Source organism: Natrialba asiatica DSM 12278 (assembly GCF_000337555.1).
GTDB lineage: Archaea > Halobacteriota > Halobacteria > Halobacteriales > Natrialbaceae > Natrialba > Natrialba asiatica.
The window spans coordinates 1-23647 of sequence record NZ_AOIO01000007.1 but is presented as its reverse complement, the minus strand read 5'-3'; the positions used below and the strand labels follow the sequence as shown (position 1 = coordinate 23647).

Annotated in this window: 17 protein-coding genes and 1 pseudogene; 9 read left to right on the top strand and 9 right to left on the bottom strand. The window is 63.1% G+C overall.

Going from position 1 to position 23647, the window contains the following annotated elements; all coding sequences use genetic code 11:
- Positions 1-16: 16 nt before the first annotated feature.
- The 8 genes and pseudogenes from C481_RS01755 to C481_RS01720 all read right to left on the bottom strand — a co-directional run bounded on the left by C481_RS01755 (position 17) and on the right by C481_RS01720 (position 10334).
- Positions 17-1437 (bottom strand): annotated as a pseudogene (locus tag C481_RS01755) (lysine N(6)-hydroxylase/L-ornithine N(5)-oxygenase family protein).
- The gene (locus C481_RS01750) at positions 1434-2090 is read right to left on the bottom strand and encodes a GNAT family N-acetyltransferase (protein ID WP_006107102.1); all 657 of its coding nucleotides are present in this window, start codon (positions 2088-2090) and stop codon (positions 1434-1436) included. The pseudogene C481_RS01755 and the gene C481_RS01750 overlap by 4 nt, the downstream one beginning before the upstream one ends.
- Positions 2087-3967: an IucA/IucC family protein gene (locus C481_RS01745; protein WP_006107101.1), complete on the bottom strand. Its 1881-nt coding sequence runs from the start codon at positions 3965-3967 to the stop codon at positions 2087-2089. The genes C481_RS01750 and C481_RS01745 overlap by 4 nt, the downstream gene beginning before the upstream one ends.
- Positions 3964-5457 (bottom strand): pyridoxal phosphate-dependent decarboxylase family protein, encoded by a 1494-nt coding sequence (locus C481_RS01740; RefSeq protein ID WP_006107099.1) that lies wholly within the window; start codon positions 5455-5457, stop codon positions 3964-3966. Before C481_RS01740 ends, C481_RS01745 begins: the two co-directional genes overlap by 4 nt.
- Positions 5454-6833: a diaminobutyrate--2-oxoglutarate transaminase gene (locus C481_RS01735; RefSeq protein ID WP_006107098.1), complete on the bottom strand. Its 1380-nt coding sequence runs from the start codon at positions 6831-6833 to the stop codon at positions 5454-5456. Before C481_RS01735 ends, C481_RS01740 begins: the two co-directional genes overlap by 4 nt.
- 766 nt (positions 6834-7599) lie before the next feature.
- Entirely contained in the window at positions 7600-8655 is a 1056-nt protein-coding gene (locus C481_RS01730) for a glucose 1-dehydrogenase (protein ID WP_006107097.1), read from the bottom strand.
- Positions 8652-9032: a Rid family detoxifying hydrolase gene (locus C481_RS01725; protein ID WP_006107096.1), complete on the bottom strand. Its 381-nt coding sequence runs from the start codon at positions 9030-9032 to the stop codon at positions 8652-8654. The genes C481_RS01730 and C481_RS01725 overlap by 4 nt, the downstream gene beginning before the upstream one ends.
- A gap of 54 nt (positions 9033-9086) precedes the next feature.
- Entirely contained in the window at positions 9087-10334 is a 1248-nt protein-coding gene (locus C481_RS01720; protein ID WP_006107094.1) for an aminotransferase class V-fold PLP-dependent enzyme, read from the bottom strand.
- Positions 10335-10428: 94 nt separating this feature from the next.
- On the opposite strand from C481_RS01720, the gene C481_RS01715 reads away from it, so the two are divergent.
- Positions 10429-11166 carry an IclR family transcriptional regulator gene (locus C481_RS01715; RefSeq protein WP_006107093.1) on the top strand — a complete coding sequence of 246 codons (738 nt, stop codon included), beginning with the start codon at positions 10429-10431 and terminating at the stop codon, positions 11164-11166.
- Positions 11167-11237: 71 nt separating this feature from the next.
- Positions 11238-11939 carry a PIG-L deacetylase family protein gene (locus tag C481_RS01710; RefSeq protein ID WP_006107092.1) on the top strand — a complete coding sequence of 234 codons (702 nt, stop codon included), beginning with the start codon at positions 11238-11240 and terminating at the stop codon, positions 11937-11939.
- 581 nt (positions 11940-12520) lie between these two features.
- Here the strand turns inward: C481_RS01710 and dgoD are convergent.
- A complete protein-coding gene (dgoD, locus tag C481_RS01705; protein WP_006107091.1) occupies positions 12521-13672 on the bottom strand; it encodes a galactonate dehydratase in 1152 nt (383 codons plus the stop codon).
- A 193-nt stretch (positions 13673-13865) separates the two neighbouring features.
- Here dgoD and C481_RS01700 point away from each other — a divergent pair, with 193 nt between their 5' ends.
- The 7 genes from C481_RS01700 to C481_RS01670 form a co-directional block, all read left to right on the top strand.
- The gene (locus tag C481_RS01700; protein WP_241434628.1) at positions 13866-15146 is read left to right on the top strand and encodes an extracellular solute-binding protein; all 1281 of its coding nucleotides are present in this window, start codon (positions 13866-13868) and stop codon (positions 15144-15146) included.
- A 50-nt stretch (positions 15147-15196) separates the two neighbouring features.
- Complete coding sequence (locus tag C481_RS01695; protein ID WP_006107089.1) at positions 15197-16183, top strand: carbohydrate ABC transporter permease; 987 nt, start codon at positions 15197-15199, stop codon at positions 16181-16183.
- Complete coding sequence (locus tag C481_RS01690; protein WP_006107088.1) at positions 16180-17106, top strand: carbohydrate ABC transporter permease; 927 nt, start codon at positions 16180-16182, stop codon at positions 17104-17106. Before C481_RS01695 ends, C481_RS01690 begins: the two co-directional genes overlap by 4 nt.
- Before the next feature lie 281 nt (positions 17107-17387).
- A complete protein-coding gene (locus tag C481_RS01685; protein WP_049904333.1) occupies positions 17388-18554 on the top strand; it encodes an ABC transporter ATP-binding protein in 1167 nt (388 codons plus the stop codon).
- A 193-nt stretch (positions 18555-18747) separates the two neighbouring features.
- Positions 18748-20556: a glycosyl hydrolase family 18 protein gene (locus tag C481_RS01680; protein ID WP_006107085.1), complete on the top strand. Its 1809-nt coding sequence runs from the start codon at positions 18748-18750 to the stop codon at positions 20554-20556.
- A gap of 228 nt (positions 20557-20784) precedes the next feature.
- Positions 20785-22527 carry a glycosyl hydrolase family 18 protein gene (locus C481_RS01675; protein ID WP_006107084.1) on the top strand — a complete coding sequence of 581 codons (1743 nt, stop codon included), beginning with the start codon at positions 20785-20787 and terminating at the stop codon, positions 22525-22527.
- Positions 22528-22538: 11 nt separating this feature from the next.
- A partial coding sequence (locus C481_RS01670; protein WP_006107083.1) for a PKD domain-containing protein occupies positions 22539-23647 on the top strand: 1109 nt, incomplete at its 3' end.

The window sequence follows — 23647 nt, the reverse complement described above, 5'->3', positions numbered from 1 at the left end:
ATCAATTATTCTCGTGTTAGTCCTTTTGCGTCGGCGGAGACGGACGACTCGGGTCCGCTCCTGAACTCGATTCGGTCCCGTTTCCGTGCTGGCGGGAGGCATTCGGTGCTCGTTCGACGAACTGTTCGACGGCGAAATCCTGGTAGACGGTATCCGTGTCCTCGGGGTAGGCCTCGTGACCGACCAGCCGATTGACGAACCGCGCGTTGCGATAACAGCCGAGGCCGAGGTCCGGCACGCCGACGCCGTGAGTGTGCATCTCGGCGTTCTGCAGGAAGACGTCCCCCGGCACGTCGATTGCGAGGCGGTGATCCGCCGTCACCTCGAATCGGCCCTGCTCGTCCCAGCCGATAGCGTCCGCGACCGGATCGAGAAAGTCCGGAATCGGTCGTTCGTAGCCCGTTCCGAGGACGACCACCTCGCTCTCGTGAACGAACGACTCCTCGGCCTGCCACTGGCGGCAGTCGAGCGCGTACTCGGCCCCGTCTCCGACGGCCTCGATATCCCGAACCTCGGTCATCGCGAAGAGACCGACGTCGGGGTCCCGGTCGCCGATCGACCGCCGGTAGAGCAGATCGTATATCTCGGCGCTCGTCCCCGGATCGATCCCCTTGTAGAGCAGTTCCTGCTCCGGGATGAACTCGTCTTTGACACCCTGGGGAAGGTCGTAGACGTAGCGGTCGTACTCGGGCGTGAAGTGTTGCAATCCGAGCTTGGAGTACTCCATCGGGAAAAAGCCGTCCGACCGGGTCAGCCAGTCGAGCCGATAGTCGTTGTCCGGATCCGCCTGGCGCTCCAGCAGATCCTGGAACACCTCGGCGGCGCTCTGTCCGGAGCCGACGACGGTAACCGAGTCGGCCTCCAAGACCCGCTCTCGGTTGCCGCGATAGGTCGCCGTGTGGAACACGTCGCGTTCGGAATGGCCCTGCAAATGGTCCGGAATCTGCGGCCGCGACCCGACGCCGAGCGCGAGGTTCTCCCCCCGGTACTCGAAGCGCTCGCCCGTCTCCGGATGCGTCGCCGTGACGACGTAGTGCCCGCGCTCGTCGTCCCACCGGACCGCCGTCACCTCGCGTCCGAACCGACAGCTCTCGAGTTCAGCGACGACCCAGCGCAGGTACTCGTTGTACTCCCGCCGGGGCACCTGGAACGTCTCGTAGAAGTAGAACTCGTAGAGTCGGCCCGTCTCCCGCAGGTAGTTGAGGTAACTGTAGGGGCTCGTCGGGTCCGCGAGCGTGACGAGGTCCGCGAGGAACGGCACCTCGAGGGTCGCCCCCTCGAGCAACATCCCTTCGTGCCAGTTGAACTCGGCCTCGCGCTCGAGGAAGACGGCGTCGACGTCCTCCTCGATGCCGNGATGCCGTCGAGCATGGCCGCGAGGCCGAGGTTGAACGGGCCGATGCCGACGCCGACGACGTCGTGGACGGCCTCGCTCATCGGATCTCACCTCCCGGGGTGGCGTGGTCGGCCGCCTCTCCGGCGTCGCGGGAGTCGGCGAGGAGAACCGACGACTCGAACCGCTCCCGGTCACAGACCAGCAACACGGCATCCTTCTCGGCTTCGTCGAAGTAGAACTCCGATCGCGGCTCGAAGCCGCACCGCTTGAAGACGCGGATGACCCGCTCGTTGCGGGCGTCGGGTTCCGCGACGACGCGATCGGTCTCCGCGTGGCGAAACTGCATGGCAACGACTGCCCGCAGCAACGGTGCCGCGTAGCCGTGTCCGAGGAACTCTTCGGGGCCGATGAGGAGGTGGACGCCCTGATCCGACGGCCGGGCGTCGTAGTGGGCCGCAACATCGTCCTCGGCCGCCCAGTAACACTCCCAGTAGCTCATCGGAACGTGGTCGAGACAGCCGACGTAGGGCGTGAGGTGGTCGTCCGCCAGTTTCGAGGCGAGACGGTCTCGAAACGCCGGGAGCGGCAGGTCGAGCTGCCAGTACGGTTTCACGTGCTCGCGTCCGAGCCACGCGTGGAGTCGGCCCAGATCGCGCTCCAGCGACGCTTGCCGGAGCGAGACCGTCCGGTCGATGCGATCGTCGTACGTCTGATAGTCGTAGTCGGTCGCGATGGTGGCGTCCGGTCCCGTCATGGGTCGAGTTCACCGTCGGATTCGAGGGCGAGCGCGGGGTCGTGTTCCCGTTCGGCGTCGCGGTCCAGTTCGGTGACGATCGGATTTCGCACGTCCGTGTAGACGGACTGGTTCTCGAGGTCGTTCTCCAGTTCGTCGAGCCCCCTGAAGCGGGTGAGCAGGTTCGCCTTGCAGGGGACGGTCGGCGATTCCAGGAGCGGGTCGAGGAAGGCCGACGACGGCCGATCGTAGCGCTCGCGGGCGCGCTCGAGTTCGTCGCGAAGGAGCGCCAGGAGCCGACGCTCCGCGACGAGGTCGGCGCTGCCGAAGGCGTTGATCAGGTCGAAGGCGTTGTTACAGATCACGTAGTAGCGGAGCCGTTCGTCGGCGATGGCGTCCGGGCAGACGGTTCCCGCCCGCTCGCCGACGCCGGGGAGGTACCGCTCGACGCCGTCGACGAGCGATTCGGGGAAGTAAAAGCCCTGGTTGTCCCGGTAGCGGAACCCGTCGGGATAGCCCGCCTCGTCTATGAGCAGGACGGAGTTTTGCTGGTGCGCCTCGACGCCGACGCCCTGAACGAGGTAGAGCCAGAGCACTGGCCGAACGGAGAGCCGAAGGTAGCGGTGGAACCAGTCAGTGCTCACGGCGGCGGTCGAGCGACCCTCGCGGTCGGCGATGGACTCGATAAGCCGGCCGAGCCGCGAGTGGCCGGTGATCGCGTCCTGGCAGAGCGAAACCAGCGGCGTGGCGTTCGCCCCGCTCTCGCCGCGGAACGGGTTCGCTCGGAGGACCGTCTCTAACCCCGACTCGCGTCCCTCGCCGGCGTCCAGCGCGAGGTAGGCCGGATCGCGAACGATGTCGAAATCCGGGAACGCGGCCGCGAGTTCGTCGCCGAACTCGGTCGCGAGGAGGTCGGCGACGGCGACGCCGCGCTCGAGTTCCGGGCGTTTGTTGGTCCGCACGGAGTTGGTGATCGTCACGTTCAGCGACGACTTGACCATGAACGGGGCGGTTTCGCCGTACAGCGTTCGCACCGAGGTCGTCGGGATGAACTCGCGGCCGACGGGACCGAGATATTCGAGGCCGTCGCCGAGCAGGGAGCGGATGTGTGCTTGGTCGCGGAGGTAGTCCGCCTGCCACGGGTGGACCGGCAGGAGGACGTCGTCGCTCTCGACGTGCTCGGCGACGAAGGACGCAGAGACGGCGGGATCGTCGCGGAGGGCGTCTTTCACCCACATCGCGGCGGTGCAGTCGAGCGCCGAGTCGGCGGAGACGAGCGCCGGGTCCGCCCGGAAGTAGTGCAGCGGGAACGACCCGCGCAGTTCCGGCGCGTACCGCTCGCGGTTGCGTGCGGCGATTCCCTGTCTGCTCTTCGGCGTCGGGTGTCGGTGGTGGCCGAAGACGAGGGCCTGCTCGGCGTCGCGAAACGACAGCGTCTCGGCGTACAGGCGGTCTTCGTCGCCCGCACGCGCTGCGACGAACGCCTCGGTGGCTCGCTTGCTCCGAAGCACGCGCTCTAACAGTTCGTCCGGGACGGCCTCGCCGTCCTGTGCGAGGCTGAGATCCTTGATCACGAGCGCGGCGAGGGTCGCCGCATCGAGCGGGCGGCCGCCATCGCCGCCGAGCCGGTACCGGACCGGCGTCTCGAAGCGGTGTCGCTCCGTCGGAGAGCGGTGTGCGAGCGGAGCCAGGAGGTCGATCTCCTGTGCCGGCAACGTCGCGCGAAGCAGCCCGTCCGGACCGGGATCGACGCCGGCAACGGGTTCGTCGCGAATCTCGTAGTCGCCCGTCTCGCGCAGGTAGCAGTTGAGAAACGCGTGAACGGTGGCGTCGTCGGCTCGCACCGCCGGATCGACGCTGCGGTCGCGGTCGGCGCTGCACTCGGTGCCGGCGCTCATGCCGTCACCTCCCGGGCGTCGGCAACCCTGTCGCCACAGTCCCGGACCGCGTCGAGCATCGCCGCCACGTCCTCGAGCGTCGCCGTCGGGTTCAGGAGCGTCACCTTCAGGCTGGTCACGCCGTCGACGGTGGTTCGGGCGACGAGCGCCCGCCCGTCGTCCAAGAGTTCACGTCGGACGGCCGCGTTCAGGTCGCTCACGGCCTCGTCGCTCATCCCCGGCCCCGGACGGGGACGGTAGCGAAAGACCACGGCGTTCAGCGTCGGCTCGCCGAGCAGTTTGAAGTCGTCGGCCTCGCGAACGAGTGCAGCCGCGTCGTCGGCCAGTTCGAGCGTGTGCTCGACGAGTTCGGCGAGGCCAGTTCGGCCGAGCGTCCGGAACGCGACGTAGGGTTTGAGCGCGTCGAACCGGCGCGTCGTCTGGACCGACTTCGAGACGAGGTTCGGAATCCCGCCTTCGTCGTGGGCTTCCGGATTGAGGTAGGCCGCGTTGCGGGCCATCAACCGGAAGTCCGCGCCGTCGCGAAGCAAGAGCGCCCCGCAACTGATCGGCTGGTAGAACAGCTTGTGGAAGTCAACGGCGATCGAATCGGCCCGCTCGATGCCCGCAAGGTGGTCGCTGAACTCGTCGCTCACCGCGAGCGCGCCGCCGTAGGCCGCGTCGACGTGGAACCAGAGGTCGCGGTCGGCGGCTCGGTCGGCGAGGGCGGGAAGCGGGTCGATGCTGCCGAAGTCGGTGGTGCCGGCGGTCCCGACGAGCGCGAACGGGAGTTCGTCTCTCCGATTCAGGTCATCGAGGGCCGCGTCGAGTTCATCGAGGTCCATGCGGCCGTCGGCGTCCGTCGGAACGGTGTAGACGGCCCGCTCGCCGAGTCCGAGGTGGTGTGCGGCCTGTTTGCCGGTGAAGTGGGCCGCTTCGGAACAGAGGATGCGAAGCGACGGGGCTGCCGCGGGTAAGCCGTCGGTCTGCACGTTTCGGTCGAACTGCTGGTCGCAGTAGCGGTCGCGGGCGAGCAACAGCGCCTGGAAGTTCGACTGCGTCCCGCCGCTGGTGAAGACGCCGTCGGCGTCCGCGGGCAGGTCGAACAGGTCACAGAGGGCGGTCACGACCCGTTCTTCGAGGACCGTCGCAGCGGGTGCCTGGTCGAACGAGTCGAGCGACTGGTTCGTCGCGGTGAGCAGCGTCTCGGCGGCCAGCCCCGGAATCATCGGCGGACACTGGAGGTGGGCCGCACAGCGGGGGTTCGACGGATCGACGGAGTGTCGAAGAACGCGCTCGGCAACCTCGTCGATCGTCATCTCGAGGCGTTGGCCCTCCTCGGGAACGACGGGGTCGTCGAACTGGGCGGCGAGTTCCTCCGGCGACGCTCCCGAGTGAGGCCGCTCGCGGTCCGCGACCGTCTCGATCACCGTCTCGACCGCCCGGTCCATCGCGTCCCGATAGCTCGTCTCGCCACGCCCGGTCCCAAGGAAGCACTCGTCGGCGCTCATGTGGATGCGGCCCCCGCTCGTTGGGTGGCTGAGCCGTCGACGGCCGCCGCGACGGCTTCGTCGAAGCATGCTGCGATGTCGTCCACCTGCGAGGCCGAGACGATCAACGGCGGGAGGAATCGCGCCGTCGCACTCTCCCGGCCGCCGAGTTCGATCACCAGCCCGCGGTCGAAACACGCCGCCTGGACGGCTTCGGCGAGGTCTCCGTCCGGCGCGGCCGGACCCGCACCCTGCCAGTCTGCGCTCTCGTCGACGAACTCGACGCCCAGCATCAATCCGCGGCCGCGAACGTCGCCGATCGCGTCGAATCGGTCGGCGGTGGACTCGAGGTGATCGCGCAGGCGCGATCCGACATCGGCCACGTGGTCGTCGAGGTCGTTCTCGAGGACGTAATCGATCGTCGCCTCGCCGGCCGCCATCGCGAGCTGGTTCCCGCGGAAGGTGCCGGCGTGGGCACCCGGTTCCCAGGCGTCGAGGGACTCGTCGTAGACGACGACGGCGAGCGGGAGCCCGCCGCCGATCGCCTTCGAGAGCGTCACGACGTCGGGGACGATATCAGCGTGTTCGAACGCGTATAGTTCGCCCGTGCGACCGAGCCCCGCCTGGATCTCGTCGACGATTAACGGCACGTCGTGCTCCCGGGTGATTCGACGGATGTCTTGCAGCCATTCTGCGGGCGCGGGTACGGCACCGCCCTCACCCTGGACCGGCTCGAGTATCATGCCAGCCGGGTCCGTGATCCCGCTTTCGGAGTCCGTGAGGAGATGCTCGACGTACCGGCTGGCGGTTCGGTGACCCTCCTCGCCGCCGATTCCGAACGGACAGCGATAGTCGGCGGGATACGGCAGATGGTGGACCTCGCTGACCGCACCCGAAACCGGCTCCTTGGCGGCCGTATCGCCCATCAGACTGAGCGCCCCGCTCGTCATCCCGTGATAGGCACCCTGGAATCCGAGGACGCTTCGGTTCCCCGTCGCCGTCTTGACCAGTTTCAGGGCCGCCTCGACGGCGTCCGTTCCGGCAGGACTACAGAACTGCACCCGGGCCGAGCGGGCGAACTCCGAGGGAAGACTCTCGAAGAGCGAATCCACGAACCGCTCTTTGGCCGGCGTCGAAATGTCCAGCGTGTGAAGCGGCCGATCCGCCTCGAGAACGCGCTCCATCGCCTCGCGAACTCGGGGGTGGTTGTGTCCGAGCGCGAGCGTCCCCGCGCCCGCGAGGCAATCGTAGAACTCGTTCCCGTCCATATCCGTCACCATCACGCCCTGAGCTTCGCGGATGGCAAACGGAAGATGGCGTGGATACGTTCGCGCGCTCGACTCGCGCGCCGTCTGCTGTGCCAGAATCTTCTCGTTTCCGGAGGAGAGATAGCTCACAACGCATCACCGCCAGAACCGGCGTTCGATGGCGTACAGCGATAGTGTCGGTGCAAACGTTCTCGCATACAACCTTTAGGCCAACCTAAAACATTGTAAAAGCACCGGTTTTAGCCCAGCCTAAAAGACGGTTCAGATAGCATTTTTGATAAGACGGAGTCACTAAACTCGGTCTGGCGGCCAGTAGTCGTGCACATGGAATGCAATTCTTTCAGAAGGGACATTCTCAATATACCGGCAATTTACCGAAGGGATAACCGGTCCGCTTTGTGAACCAGTCCTGGGCGATACTGGTCTCTGTTCCGGGCAGATGGTGGCTCATCCGATTTTATATATCGAGAATAGTAGAAAGAAGAAAAAGAAGACGGGGCGGTGGAGAACGGGTTAGTTATAAGTTGTTCACCTAATCGATGATAACAGATGACATATGATTCTAGCATGGATATTCACAGATATAGCACGATTGATGCTGAAGAGCGACGTAACGTCAGACATCTAATAAAATATCGATCTGTAAACACCATCATGTGAGTGGCGGGTAACGTTCGGGGCAGCAACGAACGCACCCACATCTTCGCAGTTACGGTAGACTGCGAGTTCAACGAGTTCACCGAGCGCGTTCACGGCACGACTGTGCGCAAGGAGACGACAACCTGCCGCGCCCAGTTATGTCGGCCCCTAATATCGTTTCATCAAGCCACCCTAGCGAACGGATTCAGGACCAGGATCTGGCGCGGACGGAAGCGGGGTCACTGGCACCGTTCGCTCAGGTGAAATCGATCACTCGCTTGATACGGTCGGGGGAATCATCGAAGGCCGCCTCGAGTTCAGTCGGCGAGTACACATCGGTGATGATCCGTTCGAGGACCCAGTCGGGAAGCGATTCGAGCGATTCCTTCGCGGTCTCGAAATGGCGGATATTCGAGTTCACGCTGCCGAGCAACGCCTTGTTTCCGAGGACCAGCTCCCGGTGGAGACACCCCCCGTCGATATCGAACGTCCACTCGGTTGGAATCCCGAGCAAGACGCCGACGCCGTTCGGGGCCAGGACGTCGATCGTATCGTAGGCGTGTTTAGCGTGGCCGGTCGCCTCGTAGACGAGATCCATCGGTTCGTGGATGTCCGCGATATCCGAAACGGGCGTCGTTCGCGAATCGACGTACGTCGCACCGAACTCCTCGATGATATCGATCGTCGGGTCGGGTCGATCGCGCCGCCCGAGGCAGTACGATCGCTCGACCGTCGGTTGCAACATCGCGAGCGTGAGCAGTCCCAGCGGTCCGTTACCGAGGACGAGCGCCCGTTCGGGTTCCCACTCGAATAGCGACCGCGACGCGAACGCGAGTTCGAGCGCCTTTACCGTATTGCTCATCGGTTCGATCAACACGCCCGTCTCGGCGAACGCGTCGGGAATCGGAACCAGAAACTCGGCGGGCGTCGTCACGAACTCCGCCATGAACCCGTGTGCGCCCTCGATACCGCGCTCGCGGTACGTCCCCGGCGGAGCCATATCCGGTTCGCCTCGGTCGAAGAACTCGCGGGAACCCTCGGCCGGTCGCCTCACAGTCGGAACGACGAGTTCACCTTCCGTCAGATCCGTGCCGTTCGGATCGGCGACGGCGCAGACGGCTTCGTGACCGAGAATCTGGTACTCGTCTCCTGCGGGAAAGCCGCCGTGGTTTCCGTCAAGCACCTCGAAATCGGTGCCGTCGATGCCAACCCGAAGCGTTCGAAGCAGCGCTTCACCCTCGTCCGGTGTCGGTTCGGGAACGTCGAGTAGCGACGGCTCGGTCTCTCCCCGCTCGACGGCGATCGCGTTCATCGACTTACCCGTGCAACGACCTCGATTTCGACGCCGATATCGACGGGGAGTGCCGCGACCTCGACGGCGCTGCGTGCGGGATAGGGATCGGTCAGGTACGTTTCGTACACGTCGTTGATCGCCTCGTAATCGTCCATGTCCCTGACGAAGACCGTCGATTTCACGATGTCGTCGAGCGAACTGTTCGCCGCCGTCAGGACGGCATCGATGTTTTCCATCGTCCGTCGCGTCTGGGCCTCGATACTCTCGCCGACGATATCGTCCGACTCGGGATCGATCGGCCCTTGGCCCGAAACGTAGACCGTTCCGTCTTCGATGAGGCCCTGTGAAAACGGCCCGATACTGGCTGGTGCACTGGTTGTAGATACCTCTTTCATAGCCGTTCAGTCAATTTCGAGCGGTGGTAATGGAAGTTTCGGTACACGCGAATGTCACTGGTGGGTACGTGAGTCCGACTCCGAACTCGCGTGTGCCCGGATTCGCTCGAGGACGTACGGAACCTCGTCGTCGTCGAGACACATGGGGTTGATCGTAAGGATATCGGCGTCGAGTCGATCCGCGCCGACGAAGACGCGCGGATTCTCGGCGCGGAGCGAGCGGACGAGTTCGGTCGCGGAGCAAGCCGCGTCGGTCGGATCGATCGAAACGACGACCGTCGGGGCAACCGAGACGTCGGTGTCTGCGGTGACGGTTGCGTCGAGCCCCGAAATATCGGCGAGCGACTCGGCGATGCGAGTCGCCGTCCGGTGCCAGGCCTCCGACTGGGCCGTTCGGTCGGTGTCGCGGAACGAGTCGAGCGCGACGAGGAGGCCGACGAGTTCTTCTTTCCCGACTTTCAGCGAGCGCCCGATCCCCTGTCGCGGGACGCCCTCGAGTCGGTCGGCGTCGATGAGTTCGGTCGGCGGGTCCCAGACGGCATCGGCGGCGTGCATGTCGAGGTGTTGCAGTGCGATCGATTCGATGAGATCCTCGCGACCGGCCACGATCCCGGTCGTCTGCGGGCCGCGGATCGCCTTGCCGCCGCTGAAGACGACGAGATCAGCGCCGGCGTCCGTGAACCGCGACAGGTTCTCCGCGGGCGGCAACTCGGCTGCAGCGTCGACGATGACGGGCACGTCGTTTTCGTGAGCGACTGCCGTAACGGCTTCGAGCGGCGGCTCGGTGAACGGTTTCTGGACGTAGCCGACTGCAGCCGTGTTCTCGGTGATCGCCGCCTCGATTTCCCAGGGCTCGACGTTCGTCGCACCCGTCCCGAGGGTGCGGTCGTTCGTCCCAACGTCGACGATCGTCGCCCCCGCGGCGCGAAACGCGTGATCGTACCCGGTGCGGTGGGTTCGCGGCATGACGATCTCGTCGGGGATGCCGTCCGTCTCGGGGAGTCGCTCCATCCGTTCGACGGTACACCCCGCGAGCGCGGCGGCAGCGCTCAAGAGGAGCCCGGCGGCAGCGCCGCTGGTCACGTAGCCAGCCTCCGCTCCGGTCGCGTCGGCGATCCGTTTGCTGGCCGCGGCCTGCAAGTCGGACAGTCGGACGAACGACTCGCCGGCGCGCGCCATCGCGTCGAGCGCGTCGGTTCGAATGCGACTCCCCCCGATACGCGTCTTCGTCCCGGTCGCGTTGATGACCGCGGGGACGCCGAACTCGTCGTAGATAGAGTCGTCTTTCACAGCTCGGTCCATACCGACAGTGCGAAGATGTGAGATAAAAAAGTTCGGTTTCAGCGGTGTTTCGGTGCGGGAAACACTAATGACACCACGTCGGAATAATCGGTGTATGAACGCGGACGGCCACGGAGAGACCATCGATGCGACGGCTCGCTCACTGTCGGTGCTGAACGTTCTCATCGACACCCCGGAACCGGTCGGCGTCACCGAAATCGCCTCGCAGACGGGGATGACGAAGAGCACCGTCCACAAGCACGTGAGCACGCTCGCGAACCTGGGCTACGTCACCAAAGTCGGTCGTCAGTACGAGCCCTCGATCCGATTTCTCGACTGTGCGAGACGAGTGCAGTGGGATACCGATCTCGTCGACACGGCGCGCGAACCGGTCGACGAACTCGCAGCGATGGCGAACGAAGTGGCGGGGTTCGTCGTCGAACAGAACGGCGTCGCGGTCGACGTCTACTGCGCCGATCAGTACGCAAGCGGAACGTTCCCGGCGTACAACACCCGTCACCTCCACTGCAGTGCGGCCGGGAAAGCTATCCTCGCGGCGCTCCCGGACGGACGTCTCGAGTCCGAGCTAGCAGCACTGACCCCCCACACGATCACGGACGGCGAAGAACTGCAGTCTGAACTCGATCGCGTTCGCGAGCGGGGCTTCTCCCTCGATCGCCAAGAACAGTTTTCCGCGGTCAACAGCGTCGCCGTCAGCGTCGAAACCGACTCGCTGACCGGCGCCGTCTACGTCTCCGGACGGGCCGATGAACTCTCCGGAAAGCGCTTCGAGGAGAACATTCCCGGCCTGCTTCTCAGCGCGAGTCGACTGTTGACCGATGCGCTCGAATAACCGCACCGGCGACCGCAGGTTGGCGCGGGAGTAACAATTAACACGGATTACTGTCAACATGGCCGGTGCACATGAAGTTATTAGCAATCGTTGCCCATCCCGACGACGCGGATATCTTCTGCGGCGGGACGCTCGCAAAGCACGCCGACCGCGGCGATTCGATCGCGATCGCTCACATGACTAAAGGCGAGTACGGCGGCTTCGAGACGACAGAAGCGGATATCGCAGCGACGCGGGAAGCGGAGGCGCGACGGTCGGGCGAGCGCCTCGGCGCGAGCGACGTAACCTTCCTCGGCTTCCCCGACGGCCGCATCGAGTACTCGCTCGAGAACCGACTCTCCATCGTCGAAACCATCCGCGCCGCCGACCCGGATCTGATCCTCACGCACTACCGAGACGACATGCATCCGGACCACCGGATCACCGCCCGCCTCGTGACCGACGCCTACTACATGGCATCCCTCCCACTCGTCGAGAGTGACTACGGACCGTGCGATCCGGACAACGTGTACTTCTTCGGTAAACCGACCTCCTCGTTCGAACCGACCGTCCACATCGATATTTCGGGCTACGAAGACCGGAAAGCCGCCGCCATCGGCGAACACGAATCACAGGTGGCCTTTCTCGAAGAGCACGGCGGGATCGACGCCGAGTTCGACAACCTCATCGACGGCGTCGCCGCGGAAGACGCCACCCGCGGCAAGCGAACCGGCGTCGCCAGCGCGGAGGGCTACGTTCCGCTTCACGACCGGGCCGACGCGTTCCTCGGCTGAACTCGGCCCCGTGACAGCCGAGGACGAGTTCGTCGTACTGGCGAATCGAAAGACCACCGCGTAGACGAGAGCGACAAGCCGACGAAAGACCGGCGGCTGAACGCCGATAGCTCGAAAAGAACGCAAAAAGCGGTAGTACGATGATCGAGCCATGGTTTCCTTCTCCGCCGCTCTCGAAACGATAACTGGGCCGAGAAGCCGCCCGTGTCGCCCGAATAGTGGCGAAACTAAACCGCTGCCGTCGAAACGAGACAGCACGTCCAACGGAACGGTCACCTGTCGGACTCGATGTGGCCGGTTGTTTCGGTGAGCGAAATCCAGTGCAGCGACGCCACCAAATTACAATAGTATGTTTGTAATCCCTTGTCCGGTATCTCCCCCCAAGACGCTATTTTCCCTACATTTGTTTCGGACAGCGAAACATCCGATCACGAACACAACCCCGGAGACACGGCGCGGAGGCTGCCGGCACTGCCGTTCGAGTTCACCGGTGCGCGGCACTGGTGCCCCGCCCCTCGGACGCGAGCGTTTCGACTATCGAAACCGCGGGCATTCGGCACGGTCTGCGGCGTTAGCGGGCGTTACCACTCGGCGATACTACCGTCCTCGTGACGCCAGATCGGATTCGACCAGTCGAGATCCTGCCGGGACCGATTCCGAACCGCCGACTCGTCGATGTTGACCCCGAGCCCCGGCCCGTCGAGCGGGGACAGATAGCCGTCGGTGAACTCGAAGACGGAGGCATCGTGGAGGTAGTGATCCGCTGCGCTCTTCGGTGCTGGATAGATATCGAAGCCGTGATCTTGAATCAACAGGTTGGGAATGTACGTGCTCACCTGAAGCGAGGCCGCGAGTGCGATCGGACCGAGCGGACAGTTCGGCGCAACGGCGATATCGTGGGTTTCGGCCATGGCGGCGAGACGGACGAGTTCGGAGATGCCACCGGCGTGTGAGACGTCGGGTTGGATAACGTCGATGCCGCCCCGTTTGAAGAGGGGTTTGAAATCCCAGCGGGAGTAGAGACGTTCACCGGTCGCCAGTGGGACGTCGGTCCGACCCGCGAGTTCGGGAATGTATTCGAGGTTTTCGGGGAGGACCGGTTCTTCGACGAATAACGTGTCGAACGGTTCGAGGGCGGTGATAACGCGCTTTGCGAGTGACTTGGAGATACGGCCGCGGAAATCGACGACGACGTCCATTTCGTCGCCGACGACGCTGCGAACGTGTCGAACGCGGTCGACGATGTCGGTGATTGCGCGCGGCGGTTCGAGGTGGCGCAGCTGGTTCGACGCATCCATCTTCAATGCGGTATAGCCGGCTTCTAACAGCTGTTTCGCTTCTGTCCCGATTTCGCTGACGCGGTCGCCACCGATCCACTGGTAAACCCGGATCCGATCACGAGTTCGCCCGCCGAGCAGTTCGTAGACGGGGATATCGAAGTGCTTGCCCTTGATGTCCCAGAGGGCTTGATCGATCCCGGCAATTGCACTCATCAATACGGGACCGCCTCTGTAGAAACACCCGCGATACATCGCTTGCCAGTGGTCCTCGATGTTGTGGGGATCCTTGCCGAGCAGGTAGCTCGTCAGAATTTCCTCGACGGCGGTGCGAACGGTCTGGGCTCGCCCTTCGACGATCGGCTCGCCCCATCCGACGAGCCCGGTATCCGTCTCGAGTTTCAGAAAGAGCCAACGCGGCGGGACTTCGAACAGTTCGTACCCGGTTATTTCCATAGTGGAACAAGTAGATGAACCACCAAATACCTACGCGATAGCGGCGGCCACCGTGGTGTTCACCGGTGTCCATCAGTGACTGGGTTCGGTGACCGACGGACGCGGAGATCGGCTCAGCAGCCGAGCGGAGAACGTTCAGTCGAGGGGAAACAATTATGTATAATGTATCATAATACGGAGTCGAAGTCTAGCTATGAGAAACCATACCCGTCGGAAGATACTGGCGACGACAGGTGTAGCGACCGCGTTCGGCGTTGCAGGGTGTCTCGGTGGCACCAACAGCGGTGGGACGACGCTCGAGACCCGGTATATGGATGCACCGGGCTTAGAGGAATTTTTCGAGGAACACACCGCACGGTTCGAGGACGAAACCGGAATCGAAGTCGAGTACGAGTTCGTCGGCTGGGGGGAAGCACAGGAGACGATGCTCAGCGATATCATGAGCCGAAGTGGACCGGACGTCCACGAAATCGCCTCGACGTGGATTCCGGAGCAGTACGACGCGAACGGCTGGATGGATCTGGACTCCGGCAGCGTCGTCGACGAACTGCCGTCGACGGACCTGTTCACGGACGGCGCATTGGATGTCGCAACGTTCCAAGATACGCTCGTCGGAATTCCGTGGTTCTGGGGCCCGCGAGCGTACCAGCAGGTCGACGAACGGATCGAAGCCGGTGGGGTCGAGGGGACGCCGTCGGACTGGGACGGCCTGCTCGATCAAGCGGAGGCGTACGACGCGGAGAACAACTACTTCGCCATCATGGGTGCGGATTTCGAGCCGATTCGGAACTTCGCGATGTTCCTCTGGCAAAACGGGGGGCAGTTGCTCACCGACGACGACGGTGCCCCGGCGTTTCACGACGACAGCGGGGTCGAAGCCCTCGAGTTCTACGCGGACCTGTACGCCGAGTACGACGTGTTGCCGTCCGAAACCATCGAGTGGGGGGCAGCCGACATTCAGGGCGCGTTCACCGGCGGGCAGATGGCCAGTACGTGGGGCGCGCTCGGAACGGTCTCCGCCTACGAGGAGGCGGACGGAAACGCGCTCGATGACCTGTCGGTCTCGGCTCCGCCTGCGGGCCCCGACGGCGACCAGGGAACGTTCTTCGGGATGGAACTGCTCGGGATTCACCCGTGGACCGACGAACCCGAGGCCGCCGCGCAGTGGATCGACTATCTCCTGCAAGCGGAGCCAAACGCCGCAGTCTCGAATACGGTCGGGTTCCTGCCGACGAATCCCGACGGACTGGAGACCGACTACTTCGACAACGAACTCTATCGGACCTTCGACGAGGAGGTGTTCCCCCACGCCAGAACGTATCCGCAGGTCCTCGGCTGGGGAGAGATCGAAAGCGAACTCAATAGCACCGTATTCGAGGTTCTGCAAAGTGCCGTTACGGGCGATCTAGCGGCCGGTGACGCCGAAGCGGCACTCGAACGGGCTGCCTCCGTGGCCGAACAAACGCTGGAGTAAAAGCATGAACGATCGAAATAGCGTAATGAACGGATTATCTGTACGTGGCTATGACACGGACGAGTAGTCGGGTCCGGAGCAGCGTCGCCGAGATCGAAATCGGGCGCTATCTCCCGCTGTACAATCGGCTATCGGACGAACAGCAGTACGCGTACAAACTGTTGCTGCCGGGACTGGCGATGATGCTGCTGATTCACTTCATCCCGATCGTCTGGGGTGTCCTGATCAGCGTTCTCGGCGTCGACTCGGGCTACGTTTCCCAGTGGTACGAAGCCCCGTTCGTGTGGGCGGAGAATTATCGGTTCGTGCTCGACCCGCGCACCGTCGTCGGGGAACGATTCTGGTACTCGCTGCGTCAGACGGTCATCTTCTCGGTTGGGACCCTGCTGTTGACGTACGTGTTGGGGCTAACGGCCGCACTGCTGCTCAACCAGCGGTTCAAAGGGCGATTCGCGGCTCGAACGCTCCTGTTGCTTCCGTGGGTCGCGCCGTCCGTCGTTACGCTTCTCATCTGGCGGATGATGTTCCAGCAACAGAGCGGGATCATCAATTCGCTGTTGCTGTCGCTGGGCGTGATTTCGGAGCCGATCTACTGGCTGATCGGTGACAACACGATCTGGACGCTCATCCTCGTCCACTCCTGGACGCAGTTTCCGCTCGTCATGATCATGCTCTATGCCGGGCTCCAGTCGATTCCCGAACAGTTGTACGAGGCCGCATCGATCGATGGCGCGGGCCGATGGGAACAGTTCCGGTACATCACGTTCCCGCAGCTGAAACCGGTGTCCGCGGTCGTCGTCCTGTTGATGATGCTGTGGACGATGATCAACTTCACCTCGCCGTATATCCTGCTCGGTGCACAGCCGCCCCAGTCCGGACAGGTGTCGATCCTGTACATCTACAACTTCGCGTTCTCGAACTACCAGTTCGGCCGCGGGGCCGCGATGAGCGTCGTCCTCTTTGCGATCGCAATGGCGATGGCGATGCTCTACTACAAGTACCTCTTCGATCAGGATTTCACGGAGGGCGACCGATGATTCCCGACGAACTCCATCTCACCGACTCGGGACGAGAGACGCTGTTCAAGCTCCTCTCGAAGGGCGTTCTCGGTTGTCTCCTCCTCTACGCCCTGTTTCCGATCTACTGGATGATCCTCTCGAGTTTCCGAACGCGGGCCGAAATTACGGCCGCCGAGCCATCCCTCTTCCCGTTCACCCTCGACGACGCAGCGGATATCGTCCAGGACCCGAGCGTTCTCCCGACGCTTCTCGAATACGAAAACTACCTGACGATGTGGGATCGGTTTCCGGTGTTCGATTACTTCGTCAACAGCCTCATCATCGCGAGCGTGACGACCGTGTTCGCACTCGCCGTCGGCTGTCTGGGAGGCTACGCGTTCTCTCGCTACCGGTTCCCCGGCAAGATCGGCGTCGGCGGCGCACTCCTCGGCACGCAGATGATCCCCGGAATCCTCATCCTGCTGCCGATGTTCTTGCTGTTCGTCTGGATTCAGGAAACGCTCGCGATCCCACTGATAGACACCTATCACGGGATCATCTTCGTCTACACGACGTTTACCGTGCCCGTCGCAATCTGGATGCTTCGAGGGTTCTTCGATTCCATCCCGAACGCCATCGAGGAGGCTGCCCGAGTCGACGGCTGTTCCCGGTTCCAGGCGCTCGTTCGCGTCGTCCTCCCGATGGCCGCACCGGGTATCGCCGCGACCGGCATGTTCGTCTTCCTCACCGCGTTCAACGAAGTACTGTTCGCCTCGGTACTCGCTCGCGGCGACGTGACTCCGTTCGCGATCGGTATCCAGAGCTTCGAAACGCAGACGACGGCGTACTGGGGCGAGATGATGGCCGCATCGACGGTCGCGACAGCGCCCATCCTGATCCTGTTCATCTTGTTCCAGAAACCGATCGTCGAAGGCCTCACGGAGGGCAGTGTCAAGCAGTAAGCTACAGATGAATCCGCGTACCCAACACACGAGTTCAGCGACCCAGACAAAATGACCACAACAATCAGTATGGTCCGCCCTAAACGGCACGATGAGAGTGAACTCGAGTGTAGCGCCAGCAACGGTGAGCCGTCCCGTCGGGCGTTTCCCGAGCGAGTCCAACTGGCGGCCCACCTCAGTCCCGGTCTCGAAGCGGGGGTTCGATCACGAGCCACCGTCTCGGCGGCCGGAGGATGGACAGGCAGAGAACTAGACAGACCGACACCACACAACTGCATACAATGAGCCGAGTTACCATAGAGAACCTTACAAAAGTGTACGACTCCCCCAGCGGATCGATCGAGGCCGTCGACGATCTCACGCTCGCCATCGACGACGGCGAGTTCGTCGTCTTCGTCGGTCCCTCCGGGTGTGGCAAATCGACGACGTTGCGCTGTATCGCCGGACTCGAGACCGTAACTGACGGGACGATCGAGTTCGGTGCGGAGGACGTGACGAACCGGAAACCGAAGGAGCGAGATATCGCGATGGTGTTCCAGAACTACGCGCTGTATCCGCATATGACCGCCCGAAAGAACATGGCCTTCGGGCTGAAGATGTCGACCGACCTTTCAGCGGGTGAGATCGAAGACCGGGTCGAGGAGACGGCACAAATGATGGGGATCGAGGAGTTGCTGGCCGACAAACCGAAAGCGCTCTCGGGCGGCCAGCAACAGCGGGTCGCGCTCGGCCGTGCGATCGTCCGCGATCCGGCGGTGTTCCTCATGGACGAACCGCTGTCGAACCTCGACGCGAAACTCCGCGCCCAGATGCGGACGGAACTCCAGCAGCTACAGCACGACCTGGACGTAACGACGGTGTACGTCACGCACGATCAGACGGAGGCGATGACGATGGGCGATCGGATCGTCGTCCTCAACGACGGTGAACTCCAGCAAGTCGGTACCCCGCTCGAGTGTTATCATCGGCCGGCGAATCGGTTCGTCGCCGGGTTCCTCGGCTCCCCGCCGATGAACTTCCTGCCGGTCGAGGCCGACCTCGACGCGGGCGCGCTTTCACATCCTAGCTTTTCGCTCTCGCTGTCGGATTCGATCGGTGCCGATCTCGACGCTACTGAACTCGTCATGGGGATCAGACCGGAACACGGGTCGCTGACGACGACGCCGGACGAACATCCAGAGCCCGAGCGGTTAGTCGAGGCGACCGTCACAGTAACGGAACCGATGGGAGACGTGACGAACGTCTATCTCGATATCGGCGGTGAATCAGTCACGGTGACGGCCGGTGGTCATCTGGGGCTGACAGACGGGGAGTCAGTCTGGCTGTACGTCCCGGAAGCAAAGCTGCACCTGTTCGATGCCGAGACCGGGACGGCGATCAAACACAGCGACGAGCCGATCGAATCAACGCGAGTTTCCGAGGCGAGTCGGTACGCCGAGACGGCGTAGACAGCACGGACATCCGGAACGCCCTGCAGACCGGTGTCTCGATAGCACTCGATTGTCTCATACCCTTTTCCGCTAGTTCAACATCCTATATTATATATTACAATACTATTTTATACTCTGAAATGTAGTATTGGAGTGGCTGTAGACGAGCAGCCATCGGACGCGACGACGCCAACAGCGAAGGCTAGCAACTATGAAACGAACACGTCGACACGTACTACGGAACGCAACGACACTCTCGACCGTCCTCGCCGGACTCGGGACGAGCACGCTGACAGCAGCACAGGCGCAGGAATATCCCAGCTGGGACCCGGAGACGGTCTATACCGACGGTGACCGCGTTATCCACGCTGGCTACGTCTGGGAGGCACAGTGGTGGACGCAGGGCGACGAACCTGGGACGAGCGACTGGGGTCCCTGGGAGGAGATCGAAGAGCACGACGATGACGACGGCGATGACGGCGACGACGGCGTAGTGGCCCGTCTCTCGGTTAGCACGCAGTTCCCCGATCCCGGCGAAACGATCGAGTTCAACGCCGGCGACTCGACGGGCGACATCGAAGACTACGAGTGGGACTTTGGCGATGGAACGAGCGCAACCGGCGAGACTGTCACCCACGCGTTCGATGCGGGACAGTACGACGTTACGCTGACCGTCGAAAACGGTGCCGGCGAAACCGCCAGTACGTCGATCCAGGTCACTGCCGGTCGGAGCTCGTCGGACGAGAAACGCGTCGTCGCCTACTACCGCCAGTGGGCACAGTACGACCGTGACTTCGTCCCGGGAGACATCCCGTTCGAGCAGGTCACACACGTCCAGTACGCCTTCGCTCGCCCCGCGGAAGACGGCTCCGTCGAACTCGTCGGTGATAGTCACGGCCAGCAAGTATTCTACGCCGAGGAAGACTGGCAAGGGCCGGACCGCGGCAAGACGTTCGCGGAATATGCCGCCGAACGGGACGATACGAAGTTCGTCCTCTCGATCGGTGGCTGGGGCGACTCGGAGTACTTCTCCGACGCCGCGTTGACGCAGGAGAACCGAGAACGGTTCGCCAGCGACTGCGTCGATCTCGTCCAACTGGCGAACCTCGACGGTATCGATATCGACTGGGAGTTTCCCGGTGGCGGCGGCTGCACCGGAGACGATCCCGTCTGCGATATGGACAACGTCGTTCGCGACGGCGACCAGGAGCGCTTTACGCTCCTCTGTCAGGAAGTTCGCGACCACCTCGATACCGCCGCGACGAACGATCCGGAGAGAGACGAGCCGTACGAACTCACTGCGGCCGTGAGTGCAAATCCCGAGATCGTCGAGGGAACCGCCGACGGGAACGACGGCCTCGAGCACGACGAACTCTCGAATATCCTCGATTTCGTCCAGGTGATGACGTTCGATTATCGGGGTATCTGGAGCGACACGACGGGCCACCACGCGCCGCTAATGGAGAACTCGGACGACACGTTCGAGGACGCAGACGTCTGGAACGCCGAATACGCGCTCCAGTACTGGGCGAATCAGGGCTGGGACCCCGACCAACTCAATATGGCCGTGCCGTTCTACGGGCGGAGCTGGACGGACGTGCAGCCGCCCGCGGACGGAATCGGGACCGGCGAGGACGACGGCCTGTTCCAGCCGTACGAGGGGACCGGCCGAGATGCGAGCGGTGAGGGCTCCTATCCCAGCTGGGATCCGTCACAGGGAACCAGCTATGCGGGCGTCTGGGAGTGGTTCGACCTCGAAAGCGACGGCCGCGAGGGCAGTAACCCGGTCGATCTCGACGGTCCCGGCTGGGAGACGTACTTCGACGAGGACGCGGTCACGGCCTGGAGTTTCAACGCCGACGAACGGCTCATGATCTCCCACGATACCGAGCAGTCGATGGCGGCGAAGATGGACTGGCTTCGCGACTCGCCCTACGGCGGTACCATGCTATGGGCAATCGGTGGAGACACGTACGGCGGAGCCCTCATCGGAACGCTCTGGCAGACGCTCAACGGCTGATGGCGACCGGCGGCCCGAACTGCGATGACGGCGTGGACGACACACATGCACACACATATACAGATACACAGACGGACAACACACAACAGGCCGACGGCTACAGGGAACGAGTGCAGCACGCACGCGCAGACGCACAGTGCAGAACTCAGTACGGACGGCGAACAGTGCGCAGAACGACCGCAGACCGTCCCCATCGACTCATACCCACAAACGAGCGATCACGCACGCATGAAACGAAACCGATCACGACGCGACGTACTCCGAAACGTATCGACAGCGCCCGTCCTGTTTACCGGGCTGGCCACGAGTTCAGTAGCGGCCCAGGACGGGGACTATCCAGCCTGGGATCCCGACGCGGTCTATACGGACGGCGACCGCGTCGTTCACGATGGTACCATCTGGGAAGCGAACTGGTGGACCCGTGGCGACGAACCCGGAACGGGCGAATGGGGACCCTGGGAGCAGGTCGAACCCGGCGAGGAACCCGAACCGGGGCTGCGGGCGCAGCTTATCGCGAGCGCGACCCGCATCGAAGTCGGCGACGACGTCGAGTTCGACGGCAGCGACTCCACCGGCGAGATCGCCACCTACGACTGGGATCTCGGCGATGGAACCGAAGATACCGGCCAGGTTGTCACTCACACGTACGAAGAGCCGGGTGAGTACGCCGTCGAACTCACCGTCACCGATGCCGATGGGGAAACCGACACGGCGCTCGTCGAACTCACCGTCGAAGACGAGATCGACGGTCCGGGCGACGAGTTCAAGGTCATCGGCTATTATCCCGGTTGGAAGGCGAACGACGAACAGGACTACTACCCCAGTGACATCCCCTTCGAGAAGGTGACGGACGTACTCTACGCGTTCATCGGCCTCGACGAGGAGGGCAACGTCTTCCCGCCCGAAGACGACGAAACCGAGTTCGATATCCCCCGCCAGTCACACGAGGAGAACTTAGCGGAGTTTGCGGACCTGGCGGGCGACATCGACTGTCGGCTCCACCTCTCGGTCGGCGGCTGGACGCTCTCGGACAACTTCCACGTCGTCGCCGCCGACCCGGCTCTCCGACAGACGTTCGCCGAAAACTGCGTCGCGTTGCTACGCGAGTACAACTTCGACGGGATCGACATCGATTGGGAGCACCCCGGTCCCGAACAGGGCCAGTGCCAGTGTGGCAACGCCGACGACTACGACAACCACGTCCGATTGCTCGAAGCCCTTCGAGCTGAACTCGATACCGCAGGCGACGAGGACGGCCAGCACTACTACCTCTCGGTCGCCAACGGCGGCTCCGACTGGAACGCCGGCGGCCTTCGACACGGCGAGATCGGCGATGTCTGTGACTACGCGATGGTCATGGCCTACGACTTCACCGGCTCCTGGCACGACACGGCTGGACTGAACGCGCCCATTTACGGCACCGATCATCCACTCGGGACGAGCGACTACGGCGAGGATCACCACGACCAGTACTACGTCGAGTACGCCGTCGACGAACTCTGGGCGGGCACCCACAGCGAGGAGGGATACTGGCCCGGACAGTGGGAGTATCCACCCGCCGAACCCGCCGCGTACGACGAACTCGTCCTCGGAATGCCCTTCTACGGGCGCGGATTCAACAACGCCACCGAGCCGTACGACGGAATCGGGTTCGGACCCGATGCGCTCCCGGAAGGAACCTGGCATCACCTGCTTGCGGACGGAGCGGATCCGACCGGCGCGTTCGACTTCGGTGATCTCGAAGCCAACTACGAGGGAGTCGAGGGCTGGGAAAAACACCGTCACGATCTCGGCGCAGTACCGTATCTCGTCAACGAAGACGAGGAAACGCTCATCGGCTACGACGACGAGCAGTCTATCGCCGAAAAAGTCGAGTTCGCCAAGGAACGTGGCATGCAGGGTGTGATGTTCTGGGAACTCTCCCAGGACTGGAACGAATCGCTACTGGATACGATTCTCGAGACGATCTAAGAGGCAAACCAATGAAACGAACACGACGAGACGTACTACGGAACGCATCGACACTGTCAGCACTCGCCGCCGGCGTCGGACTGGGTACTTCCGTCTCAGCACAGGAGTATCCAGCGTGGAATCCCGAAACCGCCTATACAGAGGGCGACCGAGTGCGCCACGATGGCGTCGTCTGGGAGGCGAAGTGGTGGACCCGCGGCGACGAACCTGGCGAGGGCGGTGAGTGGGGGCCGTGGAACGAAATCGGTCCTGCCGACCCTGGTCCGAGCGCCTCAATTACCACGAGTACGACGAACCCTGAACCAAGGCAGGAAATCGAGTTCGACGGCACTGACTCCACCGGCGAAATCGCCACCTACGACTGGAGTTTCGGCGACGAAACCGGAGCCACAGGCCCGATTGTCACCCACACGTACGGCGAGAGCGACAGGTACGACGTCGAACTAACCGTCACCGACACCGACGGTGAAACCGATACTGCCAGAACGATCGTATCCGTTGGCGACACCGCACCGCCAGCATCCGACCAATGGTTCGCCCCGTATCAGGGTACCTGGGAAGATATCGTCGGCGATACGTTGAACGCGAATACGGATCGGGTCGTCCTGTCGTTCGTCGGCGACGGAACCGACGGCGGCGGCGTAACGCCAGGCTGGTTAGCCGGCTGTAATCAGCCACCCTGTGACGACGAGCCGCTCGAGACGTATCTCGATGAAATCCAGACGCTCCAGAACGAAGGTATCGAGGTCGGCGTCGCGATTGGCGGCTGGCAGGGCCGCGTCGTTGCCCGCGACGCCGAAAGCGCAACTGAACTCAAGGATGCCTATGCCGAACTCCTCGACACCCTCGGCGTGACACACCTCGATATCGACGACGAGAACGCCCACCGCCGTGATCGGACGATCTACGAGTTGCGAAACGAGGCGCTCGCGATGTTACAAGCCGAGCGGCCGGACGTTACGGTCGGTTACACGGTCCCGGCTACCGAAAACGGAATCGCAAACTCCGAACACGCCCAGGCCAGAACCTGGGTCGAAGACGCCGCAGCGAAAGGCGTCGACCTCGCATACGTGAACATCATGACGATGGGTATGAATCCTGTCTCTTATACACATCTCTG